A 12,197-nucleotide genomic window follows, 5' to 3' on the forward strand; every position below is an offset into this window, starting at 1 on the left:
TTCAGTCCCCGCGCCCGAGCGACGACCGCGCGGCCGGCCCGGGTCCGGAGCCTGCGCGGTCGCGGCCGGGGATCGGTACGTCGGTGTCGTCGGCGACCGCGTACGCCGAGAGGTCGGCGACGCCCGCGTCGACCGCGTCGACCGACTCGTAGGGGCGCCCGACGACGACGTCGCCGGCCGTGTTCCGGTTGATGCCCGGGATGGCGGTCAGCTCGTCCATCGAGGCCGAATTCACGTCGATCGGGTACGGAACCCCCGTCACGGAGCGGTAGCCGTGATCGGTGATCGCCACGTCGATGCTCGTTCCCAGTTCGCGCTCGCCCGGAACCGCGACGAGGAGCGCGTACGTGCCCAGCTGGCGGCCGAACGTCTTGCCGTCCTGGTGGTACTCGAGGTAGACGTCCGGGAGGACGGTCCCCGGCGGGACCACGCGGTCGAGCATCGGGTTGTCGATGGTCTCGCGCACCTCTCGCTTGTACGCCTGGAACTGGTCTTTGTGCTCCTGTGCGATCTCGGCGCCCGTCTCGGCCATCTCGGTCCCGGCGAACGCCATCACCTGCCGGATGTTGATCCGTCGGAGCATCAGCCCCTCGTCGTAGACGGTCTGGAGGAACCGCTTGTTGTGCTCGTACGTCTCGGGGCGCTCGCCGGTCAGCCCGTGAACGAGGTTGATCCCGGGGAGCAGCTTCGGCAGCCGCGGCGATGCGTCCGGCCCGGTCGACGGACCGGTGACGCGCGTCGGGTCCCCGGGGGTCGTCTCGGGTGTGTCGCCCGGGCGCCAGCCGCCCTCCTCGTTGACGACCCGGACGGCCTCCAGACACTCCTCGGCGGAGACGAGCAGGTTGTTCTCCTCTCTGACGACCGGATCGGCGGATTCGAGACCGAACGCGGCCGTGTCGCCGGGCGTGTTGTGCTCGGCGATCACTCGGATGGCCTCGCGGGACGCCTCCGGGTAGTCGGTGATCGTCACCGGGTTCATGTTGTCGAGGTGGAGCGTCCGCAGGTCCGGGGCCACCTCGCGGATGCCGCCGTACAGCTCGCGCAGCGCGTCCGGGTTCGGCGCCTCGCCGTCCCCGCCGTACGCGAGGATGTCGGCCTGGCGACCGAGCCGGAAGTGCGCGACGCCGCGGTCGGAGAGCGCGTCCACCTCGCCGACGACCGAGTCGGGGTCCCGGAACGCCGGGTCGCCGTACAGCGGCTCGGTACAGAACGAACACCGGTAGGCGCAGCCGCGAGAGGTCTCCATCTCGCAGATGAGGTAGTCCGGGTGGTTCGGATGTTGCTCGACGACGAACGCCCCCTGCCGGGCCCAGCGACCGACCTCGTCGTTCGTCCGCATCCGGTTGCCGTACCCCTCTAACCCCTCGCGGACGAGGTCGTGGGCCGCGGCCTCGACGTCCCCCATCGCGACGAAGTCGTAGTCGAGGTCGTCCCGTTTCGTCTCCTGTGCGCCGGCGTTCTCCTCGCCGACGCCGAACCGCACGGGCCCGCCGAGCAGCGTCACGCCGTCTGCGGTCCAGCCGAGTTCGCGCACCTCGTCCGGCTCGGCGGGAGTCCCGCCGACGTACTTCCCGGGCACCGTCATCCCGCCGACGTACACCATGAGGTCCGCGTCGGCCACGTCGGCGTGTTTCGACCGGTCGTCGCGGAGCTCGTCGATGGTGTGGTAGGTGATCCGCGACTCCGGAACCCCCGCGTCGACGAGCGCGCCCGCCGTGTACCGCGGGTACGTCGAGAGGTACGGCGGGACGCCGAAGTGGGCCGGCTCGTCGACGTAGCCGTCGACGATGGTGACGGAGAGGTCGGCCGGATCGGCCGGGAGAGAGCCGCGACCGGCCGCCGAAGGATCGCTCATGTTACCCGGAGTAGGCGGCCGAGAGGGGAAAAGCGTGCGGAAGGTCCGCCGGGAGCGACGCCGGATCGCTTATGTCGGAACGCGCGGAAGCGCCGGCCATGCCCTCCGAGACGCCCACCACCGGTGAGACGCGTTCGGGCGGCGGTGCGCCCCCAGCCGCAGACGAGTCCTCTCGCTGGCAGCGGGTCGGAAACTACGTGTCGTTCGCCGCGCTCTGCGCGCTCGCCGCGATGGAGTTCCTCGGTGCCAATCCCCGGCCGTGGGGACTCGCGGCCGGCTGGGCCGCGGCGACCGCGGTCGGCCTGGGACCGATCGCGTGGCTCGCCCGCGACCGCCTCTCGCCGGACCGCTACGAGACGCTGACCTACGTCGCCTTCGGCGCCGCGGTCCTCGCCATCTCCGCCGGGCTGGGAGCCGCGCTCGCGTTCGGTGTCCCGTATTACCCGTACGGTCCCGGCTTCCTCGCCGGCGTGGCGTTCGGCACCGCAGTCGTCGTCGTCGCCGAGCGCGCGGTCGTTCCCGATCGGCTGTGCAGCGCGGGCATCTGATCGCCGGGACGCTCGATTCGTCCGACGCGACCGCCTGATCGCCGGGACGCTCGATTCGTCCGACGCGACCGCCGCCGCCACGCCGTTTAAGCCCTCGCCGACACAACGTGTTCGCATATGCCATCGACGATGGAGGTCAAGTGCGTCAGCGACGACTGCGAGCTCGACATGTTCGAGAACCACTACACGTACGACGTGCCCGACGACCACGCGGTCGAGGACCTCTCCTGTCCGTACTGCGGCGGGAGCGACCTCGTCGAAATCGGGGTGTAGCCGGTGGGTGGACTCGTCGAGACCGGCCGGTCCGCGCTCCGGAGCGCGCTCGAACGCGTCGGTCGCGGCTGGGGCCGCGTCCAGGAGCGGCGCCCCCTCTCGTACGACCTCCTCGAGAGCGACGACGCCTACCTCGTGGTGTTCGACGCCCCCGGCGTCCGCGGCGAGGACGTCGACGTGACGTTCCTCGACCGCACCGTCGAGGTGAACCTCGAGCGGTTCCGCGACTTCTACGACGGCTACGACCTCGTCTTCCCGGGCCGCGGCGTCTCGCTGTCCGGCAGCGTCGACCTCCCCAACGACGCCGACGTGACGCCCGAGGGCGCGAACGCGACGCTCACGCGGAACGGGACCCTCCACGTCGAGATCCCCAAACGCGGGGGCAGCAGCGACGTCGACGTCGTCGAGGAAGACGACTGAGGCCGCGCCCTCTTCGTTGCGGCGCTCTGATCCGTGAGGACCTACTTCTCCCCGTTCCGGTCCCCGTTTTCCGTTCGCGCTCCGATCACTCCTCATCCGTCCGACTCGACAGCGACATCCCCTCTGCGATCTCGAACGTCTCGTCGCCGTCGAACCGGGTCGGGTCGAACGCGACGATCCACGGGGAGTCCGGGTCCTCGAACGCGACGCCCGCGAGCGACGCGAGCACGCCCTCGGCGACCGTCTCGCCGATCGCCGGCGCGCGCATGAACCCGTGCCCCTGCCAGCCGGCCGCGACGAAGAGCGTCGGAGCGGGCCCGGCGGTCGAGCCGCGGTCGGCGGCCTCCCCGCTCGCGTCCACCGGACCGACGAGCGGGTCGCCGTCGGGCGTCGCGGTACAGAGTCCGGCCCACGCACGCGCGTCGGCAGCCGGATCGCGGTCGACGCCGGCGGGGGCATCACCGCCGGCGAGCCGCTCGCGGAGGACCGCGGCGACGTCCTCGCGGAACCAGTCGTCCGCCTCGCGCCGGTAGTCGTCGGGGTCCGCCGGCACCGGCTCCGTCCCGTCGCCTGCGAGCAGGCCGTCCGGGTGCGGCCGGAGGTACGCGTCCGCGGTGGCGTCGTACACCATCGGACCGTCGTAGGCGACGGGGGCGACGAGCGCCTGAACGCGGTACGGAACGACAGGGACCGGAACGTCGGCGGCCGCGAGCAGCGACCGCGTGTGCGCTCCGGCCGCGACGGCGACGGCGTCGAAGGCGCGGCCCTCTGCCTCCGCGCCGCCGTTAGATGGGTGGACTTTCCGTTTTCCGTCGGTTCGCGGACCGAGACGGACCGCCGTCTCGGTCTCGATCGCGACCCCCTCGCGGGCGGCTCGGTCACCGAGCGCTCGGACGTAGCTCGGCGGGTCGGTCCAGCCGGCCCCCTCCGCGACCGCCGCGACGGCGAGGTCATCGGTCCAGAGGGCGGAGAAGCGCTCGCCGAGGGCGTCGGGGTCGAGGGTGCGCACCTCGCGGCCGTGGTCGCGCATGCGCTCGACCATCGCCGGGACGGCGTCGGCGTCGGGGTCGCCCTCGCGGACCGCGATCACGTACGGACACGGCGTAAAGGAGAACCCCGGCAGCGACCGGTCGAACGCGCGGAAGCGCTCCATCGCTCTGGCGCCGACCGTGGCGTCGACGTCCTCGGCGTAGGCGTCGTAGAGGAGTCCGGCCGCGCGCCCGGAGCTACCGCCCGCCAGATTCCCGCGCTCGTACAGCGTCACGTCCGCGCCGCGGGCCGCGAGGTCGTGGGCCGCGGTGACGCCGACAGCGCCGCCGCCGACGACCGCGACCGTCGGCGCGGGCTCGGCTCGTTCGTTCATGTCGCGACAGAGCGCGGAAGGTACCGAAAAACCACCGGGGCGACGCGGACGGGGAAGTGATCGCGGTGGCGCGTGCCTCCGAGCGCCCGCCCGCCTCGCGGCTGGGGCTTCGGTGGTGTTCGTGTCGGCAACTGAGAGACGACCAGCAACCGCGTACGGCCGTGCGACCCGACGTTCGGCGGGCTCCCCCCGACACACGGATTCGCCGGGCTCCGCGATACGCGGGAACCGATCAGCGACCGAGTGTAGCCGGTGACACGTGTGTCCCCACCCACACTATAGGGGTAGAAACCCTACCGTGAGCTATGAATCAGCTCGTGAACGGCGAGTGGCGCACTGACACGTACGAGACGACGAACGAGGAGGGAGCCTTCGAGCGCGGCGAGACCACCTTCCGGAACTGGATCGCCGGCAGCGACGTCCCCGCCCACGTCGACGCCGAGCCCGACGAGCGCTTCCAGCCGGAGGCCGGCCGGTATCACCTGTACGTCTCATACGCCTGTCCGTGGGCGCACCGCACGCTCCTCGCCCGCTCGCTCTTGGGCCTCGAGGACGCGATCAGCGTCTCGGTCGTCGACCCGTACCGCGACGAGGACGGCTGGCAGTTCACCCCCGAAAAGGAGGGCTGTACCCGCGATCACCTCCGCGACAGCGACTACCTCCGCGAGCTGTACGTCGAGGCCGACCCCGACGCAACCTGCCGGGTGACCGTGCCCGTGCTGTGGGACACCGAAGAGGACACCGTCGTCAACAACGAGTCCCGCGAGATCCTGCGGATGCTCTCGACCGCGTTCGCGGACCTCGGCAACGGTACGTCCCTCCTGCCGGCCGACGACGACGACGCGACCGTCGGGGACGTCGACGAAGTGATCACGGACATCTACGAGCCGATCAACAACGGCGTCTACCGCGCCGGCTTCGCCACCTCGCAGGCGGCCTACGACGACGCGATCGACGAGCTGTTCGACGCGCTCGACCGCTACGACGACCACCTCGCGGACCAGCGCTACCTCGTCGGCGACTCGCTGACCGAGGCGGACATCTGCATGTTCACCACCCTGGTCCGCTTCGATCAGGTGTACCACACGCACTTCATGTGTAACCGGCAGTTCGTCCACCAGTACGACGACCTCTGGCCGTACCTGCGTGACCTCTACCAGACGGAGGGCGTCACCGAGACGGTGAACATGGCACACATCAAAGAGCACTACTACACCACGCACCCCGACGTGACACCGACCGGGATCATCGCGCGCGGTCCCGACCTCGACTTCGAGGCGAGCCACGACCGCGACCGGTTCGCCGGCGAAGCGCCGACGCCCGACGCCGCGGACTGAGCGGATGCGGACCGTTTCGTTCGGGGCCGCTTTTTTCGCCCGTGTGGGTTCGAGCAGTCGCGTCGTCAGTCGTCGCCGGGAACCTCGGCGTCGCTGAGCGATGCGTCGGGCTGGAAGACGACGCCCGGGTCGAGGTCGTCGAGCGGTTCGCCCGCCCAGACCCGGTTGGGCCAGTCGTGGTTGGCGAGGGCGCCGGTCCCGAGCGTGATCAGGTCGGCCCCGTCCGCCAACGCCGCCCGGGCCTTGTCGGGGTCTCCGAGACTCCCGTTGGCGATCACGGCCGCGTCGTCGACGTGCTCGACCGCGAGCTCCGCGAGCGTGCGGTCGGTGTCGGGCACTTCGGGAGCGGTCGCGTCGCCGCCGGTGACGTGGACGTAGTCGGCGCCGGCCTCGGAGAGGGCGCCGAACAGCGCGGCGGCGGTCGCCTCGCCGTCGGGCCAGGCCCGCTCCTCGTCGGTCACCGCCGCCTGCGAGGCGCGGACTCCGACGACGAACTCGTCGGGCGTGGCCTCGTCGATGGCCGCGGTCACTTCTGCGGGGAACCGCGCCCGGTTCGCCGGCGAGCCGCCGTACTCGTCGTCGCGGTCGTTGACCAGCGGGTCGACGAACTCGTGGAGCAGGTAGCCGTTGGCGGCGTGGACCTCGATGCCGTCGAAGCCGGCGTCGCGCGCGCGCTCCGCCGCGGCGACGAAGCCCGCTTTCACGTCGTCGAGCCCTTCGTCGTCGAGCCCGTCCGCCTCGGGGAACTCGCCCGAACCGCCGTACAGCTCCGCCATCTCGCCCGGCGGGCGGTACGACGAGGGGGCGACGGGGCCGAAGCCGTAGCGGTTGCCCTGCGACTGTGCCCCGGCGTGCATCAACTGCGCGAAGATCGGACTGCCCGCCTCGTGGACGGCGTCGACGACCGGTTCCCACGCCGCCGCCTGTTCGTCGGTCGCGAGGCCGGGTTGGTTGTGGTAGCCCTGGCTGTGGGTCGCGTCCGGGTGAACGCCCTCGGTGACGAGGAAGGAGAAGCCACCGCGGGCGAAGGAGGCGTAGTACCGGGCCATCCGGTCCGTGGGACGACCTTCGTCCGTCGCGCTCGTCCGCGTCATCGGCGCGAGGCCGACGCGGCCGTCGAGGATGTCACCGTTCAGTTCGAACTCGTCGAAGAGCGGGTCGTCAGCCATCACCGTTCGGTACCGGAGTCAGGCAGATAAGGGGACGGCGGCTGTGCGCGACCGAGTACACAACACGTGTGGTATGACCTCGCATTTACCGGGCGGTCCGGAGATCATCAAACGACGGAGACCGACCGTCGGGCGTCCAAGACCGACCGTCGCACGACGGAAACCGACCCGAGCCACTCGACCGGGACCGGCAAAAACGAGACGTGAAACGCGCGGCCGCGGACGGCGGGACTACCCTTCCATCCCGCCGAACGAGAGGCCGTCCTCGACGGAGCGCTGCGCCGCGAAGTAGACGATCGCGACCGGCAGCGCGAACAGGTTCGCGAACGCCGCGAACTGGGTCCACGGCGTGGAGAACCGCCCCTGCGTCGCGATGTTGTACAGCTCCACCGACAGCGGATAGTTCTCCGGGCGGAGCAGCGTCTGCGCGATGATGAACTCGTTCCAGCCGGCCAGCCAGACGAAGATGAGGACGACGGCGAGCCCCGGCTTCGTCAGCGGGATGATGATCTCTCGGATCGTCTCCAAGAAGCTCGCGCCGTCGACCATCGCCGCCTCCTCGTAGGAGACGGGGATGTTGTCCATGTACGTCTTCAACAGCCACGTGTTGAACGGGATCGCCGACGCGGCGTAGAACAGCCCGAGGACGAACAGGTTGTTCGTGAGCCCGTAGCTGCTGAACAGCGAGTACAACGCCACGAGCGTCGCGATCGACAGCCCGGCGCCGATCTGCGTGAAGAGGACGTAGCCGTAGAGAATGCGCTTGCGACCCACGAACTGTCGCCGAGAGAACGCGTACGCGGCCGGGACGATCATGCCGAACCCGGCGGCGAGCGTCACGCTGACGATGTAGAGGCTGTTGAACAGCGCGCCGGGACCGGTCTCGGTGCCGGCCCACCGGAAGCTGACGAGCCCGTCCGCGCCGCCGAGGACGAGCTGCGGGTACCCCCAGTCGCCGTCGACGAAGAAGAAGTCGGACTCGAAGATCACCCACCGGTACGCGCCGAGGTTGTACGTCGACGGGTCCGGGAAGATGCCGCTGGTGTTGAACAACCGCGAGCCCTCCGCGAGCGACGCGGTGGTGATCCAGAACAGCGGAAACAGCAGCACCAGCACCATCGCGAGTCCGAACAGCGTGAATAAGACGCTCTTCGTGACGTCCCACGCGCTGCGTTTGCCGGTCCGAACGTCGTAGATGGCCCGCTGGATCATGACGACGAACCGCTTCGGCGCGGTCGCGAGCGCGACCAGTTTCGCGGCGACGAGCGACGCGAACGAACGGAGCGCGCTCATTCGTCACCCACCCCCTCGGCGAGGCCGCCGTAGCGCACGGCGGCGTACATGAACAGCCCGACGACGGAGATGCCGACGATCAGTATCGCCGCCGACAGGCCGAACTGGTTGAACGTGATCGCCTCGCGGTAGCCGTACACGATGATCAGCTCGTTCTGTCGCGACGGGCCGCCCTGATTGAACACCCACGGGATCAGGAACTGCTGGAAGGAGGTCGCGGCCGTGAGAATCGACGCGAACAGCACCGGCCCCTTGATCGCGGGCAGCGTCACGGTGCGGAACCGCTGGAGCGCCCCCGCGCCGTCGACCATCGCGGCCTCGTGGAGCGACCGGGGAACGTCCTGTAAGGCGCTCACGATGATGATCACCATGAACGGATACGCCAGCCACACCTCCGTGGTGACATACGCGAAGAACGCCTCCCAACGACCGCTGAGGAAGCCGATCGGAACGTCGAACAGGAGCGCCTGCGGGGCCGACAGCGACGCCATAACGTCGTTGTACCGGCCGAGGATGGTGTTGAACACGCCGTAGCGCGCGTCGCTGAACATGCCGCGCCAGACGGTGATCGTGAAGATGCCGGGGAAGCCCAGCGGGACGATCACCGCCGCACGCATGTACCGCTTCCCGGCGACCCGGACGTGGTTCAACAGGAGCGCGATCCCCACGGCGAGGATCACCTTGAGCACGAGGGAGACGGCGACGAACAGCCACGTCGTCGTCATCGACGTCCAGAACTGCGAGTCGGAGATCAGCTGAACGTAGTTCGCCAGCCCGATCAGCTCGGCGCCGCCGCCGATGACCGACCCGGCGAACGTCGCGTTGGTCAGGGAGATATAAAAGAGGTAGAAGATGGGGTACAGCATGAAACTCGAAAACAGCAGCACGCCGGGCGCGACGAGCAGCAACCCCCAGTCGCGACTGGAGAACGGCAGCGCCGATCGGAGGCGCGCCAGTCCGCTCGCGGCGGTTCCGGGTTGCGAAGAGGCCATCGCTCCGGGCGGGAGTTACAGCGCCTCCCGGATCTCGGAGGCGGCCTGGTCGAGCGCGGCGTCGCTGTCCTGCTCGTCGTTGAAGACGCGCTCGAGGGCCTCCGTCACGGGCGTCCAGACGCTGTCCATGTCCGGATGCGTCGGGATGGGGACGCCGTGGTCGACCTGCTGGGCGAACGCCTGGACCTCGCTGGAGAGGTCGTCGTTGCCCACCACGTCGGCCAGCACGGGGATGTACCCCTGCTCTTCGGCGTTGGTCTGGATGATCTCCTCGTTCGTCGTGTACCACTCGGCGAGGCCGGTCGCGGCGTCGACCGTCGGCTGTTCCGCGTCGGCCAGCATCGACGAGAAGTAGAACAGCTGGATGCCGGAGTACGAGCGCGGGTGGTTGCCGTCGACGGTCGGCAGGGTCGTGACGCCGAGGTTCTCGATCTCGCCGCTGAGGTTGCCGAGCTCCCACGGACCGTTGATCGCGAACGGCGCGAGCCCGTCCGCGAACGCGACGATCTGCGACTCGTAGCCGGGGTCGGCCGGGACGTACCCCGACAGGGTCTCGAGCGCGTCGAACCCGCGCTTACACGCGTCGCTGTCGACGCCGACTTCGAGGTTGCTCTCGTCGAAGATGTCGCCGCCGTACGCCTGGAGGAACCCGCTGACGAAGTACGGGTCCGTCACGGGGTACGAGAGGCCGTACTCCCCGTTCTCCGGGTCGTGGTACTCGTCCATGATCGAGACCATCTCCTCCATCGTCTCCGGGGGCTCGTCGACCATGTCCTCGTTGTAGAACAGCGCGACGGTCTCGGAGGCGAACGGGAGCCCGTAGAGGCCGCCGTTGAACTGCGCCGCCTCCCGCGCCGCCTGCGTGTAGCTGTCGAGCGAGACGTCGACGTCGTCGCTCGCGTCGTAGAGGAACGGCGGCTCCTCGCGGACCGCGAACCGGCCGACCCAGTCGTGCGCCCAGATCCACGAGTCGGGGCCGTCACCGGCCGGGATCGCGGTTTCGAGCTGCTGGTCGAGCTCGCCGCCGGGCGCCTCCTTGTTGATGGTGTTGCCCGTGTCGGACTCGTACTGGTCGATGTACTCCGAGATCGCCTCGTCCTCGGCGTCGGCGAGGTCGGCCCACAGGCGTGCGGAGCCGGTGGTGCCGCCGTCGGAGCCGTCACTGCCGTCCGAACCGTCCGAACCGTCCGAGCCGTCACTGCCGTCCCCACCGTCGCCGCCAGTGCTGATGCAGCCCGCGAGCCCCGCGAGCGCAGTCGATCCCCCCATCGCCTTGAGCAGCGTTCTACGTTTCTCGTTCATGTGGCTAGAACAAATGATGAATTATATTTTCATACATTTAGTGTTTGGGGTATGTTCCGATCGATCCGGATCGATTCGTCGTCGATCGCGGCCACCGGCCCGTCACTGAGGGCGGCCCGGCCGGGCAAATATCTGAGAAGAGATTGTTTACCACATATCAAGAAAACAGCAAAGAACTCATATGCGAGGGGGACCGTCATCAGGGAAATGGCACGCGTCACGCTCGATACGCTCCGGAAGGAGTTCGACCGAGGAACCATCGTCGCCGTCGACGACTTGGACCTGGAGATCGACGACGGGGAGTTCGTGACCGTGGTCGGGCCGTCGGGCTGCGGGAAGACGACGACCCTCAGGATGGTCGCGGGCCTGGAGGAGCCGACCTCCGGGACCGTCGAGTTCGACGACGAGGACGTCACCGACATCCACGCGAAGGAGCGCCCGGTCGCGATGGTGTTCCAGAACTACGCGCTGTACCCGCACAAGACGGTCCGTGAGAACATGGCGTTCGGGCTCAAGATGAGCACCGACATGACGACGGAGGAGCGCCACGAGCGCGTCCGCGAGATGGCGGAGATGATGGGCATCGAGGACCTCCTCGACGACAAGCCCGACGAGCTCTCGGGCGGGCAGAAGCAGCGCGTCGCGCTCGGCCGCGCCATCGCACGCGAGCCCGAGGTGTTCCTCTTCGACGAGCCGCTCTCGAACCTCGACGCGAAGCTCCGCACGGAGATGCGCGCGGAGATTCAGAAGCTGCAAAAGGAGTTCGGCGTCACCGCGATGTACGTCACCCACGACCAGGAGGAGGCGATGACGATGGGCGACCGCCTCGCCATCCTGAACGACGGCGAACTCCAGCAGGTCGGCGCGCCGACCGAGGTGTACCAGAACCCCGTGAACAAGTTCGTCGCCGGCTTCATCGGCTCGCCGTCGATGAACTTCCTCGACGTCGGCGTGGAGACGGACGGGACGACGGCGACGATCCGCGACGAGTCCTCGGGGCTCGCGTTCGCGCTCAGCCGCGACTACGTCGCGGGTCACGACCTCGAAAGCGGCCCGTACACGCTCGGGATCCGCCCCGAGAACATCGGGATCGTCGAGGACCCGACCGGCGGGGAGACGCTGACCGCGACCGTCGAGGTCGTCGAACCGATCGGCTCCGACAACTACGTGCACCTCGACGTGAACGGCGACTTCCTCGCTCGGGCGCCCGCGAACGTCCAGCCCGAGGCGGGCGACGAGGTCGGCGTCGTCTTCGAGGAGACGGACCTCCACCTGTTCGACGCTGAGACCGGCGAGGACGTGTTCCTCACCGACGAGGAGATCGCGGCCGCGGTCGCTTAAGAAGGGTCGAGTCTCGGAGACTGCCCCGGTGTGTGAATCGATCGTTCGTACTTTCTCATCGGATCGGGAAACATCAGAACATCGTTCACGAGATCGGAAACCGCTGCCATCGCGGTGAACACCGCCAAAGCCCCAGCCGCGAGGACGAAGACGCGCGACGTAAGCACCGCAGCGAAGGAGCGATAGCGACTGAGCGAGGAGCGCAACGAGCGCATCGAGTCCTCGCGGCTGCCCCTTTGAGTCCCACCCCGCACAGCACCGCCCCGCACCTCACACCTCCCCAGCCTCGTCAGTCGCCTCCGCT

11 protein-coding genes are annotated in these 12,197 nt (G+C 69.0%); 5 read left to right on the forward strand and 6 right to left on the reverse strand.

What is annotated here, in order from left to right:
- Position 1: 1 nt before the first annotated feature.
- A complete protein-coding gene (locus ACZ5KW_RS15615) occupies positions 2–1,855 on the reverse strand; it encodes a radical SAM protein (protein WP_343777314.1) in 1,854 nt (617 codons plus the stop codon).
- 98 nt (positions 1,856–1,953) lie between these two features.
- On the opposite strand from ACZ5KW_RS15615, the gene ACZ5KW_RS15620 reads away from it, so the two are divergent.
- The 3 genes from ACZ5KW_RS15620 to ACZ5KW_RS15630 all read left to right on the forward strand — a co-directional run bounded on the left by ACZ5KW_RS15620 (position 1,954) and on the right by ACZ5KW_RS15630 (position 3,096).
- On the forward strand, positions 1,954–2,403 hold the full coding sequence (locus tag ACZ5KW_RS15620; protein WP_343777312.1) for a hypothetical protein: 450 nt from the start codon (positions 1,954–1,956) through the stop codon (positions 2,401–2,403).
- Between the two features lie 117 nt (positions 2,404–2,520).
- Complete coding sequence (locus tag ACZ5KW_RS15625) at positions 2,521–2,676, forward strand: DUF7559 family protein (protein WP_343777311.1); 156 nt, start codon at positions 2,521–2,523, stop codon at positions 2,674–2,676.
- 3 nt (positions 2,677–2,679) lie between these two features.
- On the forward strand, positions 2,680–3,096 hold the full coding sequence (locus ACZ5KW_RS15630; protein WP_343777309.1) for an Hsp20/alpha crystallin family protein: 417 nt from the start codon (positions 2,680–2,682) through the stop codon (positions 3,094–3,096).
- An 85-nt stretch (positions 3,097–3,181) separates the two neighbouring features.
- Here ACZ5KW_RS15630 and ACZ5KW_RS15635 read toward each other — a convergent pair whose 3' ends face one another.
- Positions 3,182–4,459, reverse strand: a complete 1,278-nt coding sequence (locus ACZ5KW_RS15635; protein ID WP_343777307.1) for an NAD(P)/FAD-dependent oxidoreductase — start codon at positions 4,457–4,459, stop codon at positions 3,182–3,184.
- A 305-nt stretch (positions 4,460–4,764) separates the two neighbouring features.
- On the opposite strand from ACZ5KW_RS15635, the gene ACZ5KW_RS15640 reads away from it, so the two are divergent.
- Complete coding sequence (locus tag ACZ5KW_RS15640) at positions 4,765–5,796, forward strand: glutathione S-transferase family protein (protein ID WP_343777305.1); 1,032 nt, start codon at positions 4,765–4,767, stop codon at positions 5,794–5,796.
- Positions 5,797–5,861: 65 nt separating this feature from the next.
- Here ACZ5KW_RS15640 and ACZ5KW_RS15645 read toward each other — a convergent pair whose 3' ends face one another.
- The 4 genes from ACZ5KW_RS15645 to ACZ5KW_RS15660 form a co-directional block, all read right to left on the reverse strand.
- A complete protein-coding gene (locus ACZ5KW_RS15645) occupies positions 5,862–6,965 on the reverse strand; it encodes an NADH:flavin oxidoreductase (protein WP_343777303.1) in 1,104 nt (367 codons plus the stop codon).
- Between the two features lie 231 nt (positions 6,966–7,196).
- Positions 7,197–8,258 carry a sugar ABC transporter permease gene (locus ACZ5KW_RS15650; protein ID WP_343777301.1) on the reverse strand — a complete coding sequence of 354 codons (1,062 nt, stop codon included), beginning with the start codon at positions 8,256–8,258 and terminating at the stop codon, positions 7,197–7,199.
- Positions 8,255–9,250: a carbohydrate ABC transporter permease gene (locus ACZ5KW_RS15655; RefSeq protein WP_343777300.1), complete on the reverse strand. Its 996-nt coding sequence runs from the start codon at positions 9,248–9,250 to the stop codon at positions 8,255–8,257. The genes ACZ5KW_RS15650 and ACZ5KW_RS15655 overlap by 4 nt, the downstream gene beginning before the upstream one ends.
- Before the next feature lie 15 nt (positions 9,251–9,265).
- Positions 9,266–10,552 carry an extracellular solute-binding protein gene (locus tag ACZ5KW_RS15660; protein WP_343777298.1) on the reverse strand — a complete coding sequence of 429 codons (1,287 nt, stop codon included), beginning with the start codon at positions 10,550–10,552 and terminating at the stop codon, positions 9,266–9,268.
- Between the two features lie 207 nt (positions 10,553–10,759).
- Between ACZ5KW_RS15660 and ACZ5KW_RS15665 the strand changes: the two genes are divergently transcribed.
- Positions 10,760–11,893 carry an ABC transporter ATP-binding protein gene (locus tag ACZ5KW_RS15665; RefSeq protein WP_343777296.1) on the forward strand — a complete coding sequence of 378 codons (1,134 nt, stop codon included), beginning with the start codon at positions 10,760–10,762 and terminating at the stop codon, positions 11,891–11,893.
- Positions 11,894–12,197: the final 304 nt, after the last annotated feature.

Source organism: Halorubrum ejinorense (assembly GCF_055389685.1).

Excerpts from the sequence above, each read along its gene's own strand:
- ACZ5KW_RS15615 (WP_343777314.1), bottom strand. The coding sequence starts at position 1,855 with ATGAGCGATCCTTCGGCGGCCGGTCGCGGCTCTCTCCCGGCCGATCCG.
- ACZ5KW_RS15620 (WP_343777312.1), top strand. The coding sequence starts at position 1,954 with ATGCCCTCCGAGACGCCCACCACCGGTGAGACGCGTTCGGGCGGCGGT.
- ACZ5KW_RS15625 (WP_343777311.1), top strand. The coding sequence starts at position 2,521 with ATGCCATCGACGATGGAGGTCAAGTGCGTCAGCGACGACTGCGAGCTC.
- ACZ5KW_RS15635 (WP_343777307.1), bottom strand. The coding sequence starts at position 4,459 with ATGAACGAACGAGCCGAGCCCGCGCCGACGGTCGCGGTCGTCGGCGGC.
- ACZ5KW_RS15640 (WP_343777305.1), top strand. The coding sequence starts at position 4,765 with ATGAATCAGCTCGTGAACGGCGAGTGGCGCACTGACACGTACGAGACG.
- ACZ5KW_RS15645 (WP_343777303.1), bottom strand. The coding sequence starts at position 6,965 with ATGGCTGACGACCCGCTCTTCGACGAGTTCGAACTGAACGGTGACATC.
- ACZ5KW_RS15650 (WP_343777301.1), bottom strand. The coding sequence starts at position 8,258 with ATGAGCGCGCTCCGTTCGTTCGCGTCGCTCGTCGCCGCGAAACTGGTC.
- ACZ5KW_RS15655 (WP_343777300.1), bottom strand. The coding sequence starts at position 9,250 with ATGGCCTCTTCGCAACCCGGAACCGCCGCGAGCGGACTGGCGCGCCTC.
- ACZ5KW_RS15660 (WP_343777298.1), bottom strand. The coding sequence starts at position 10,552 with ATGAACGAGAAACGTAGAACGCTGCTCAAGGCGATGGGGGGATCGACT.
- ACZ5KW_RS15665 (WP_343777296.1), top strand. The coding sequence starts at position 10,760 with ATGGCACGCGTCACGCTCGATACGCTCCGGAAGGAGTTCGACCGAGGA.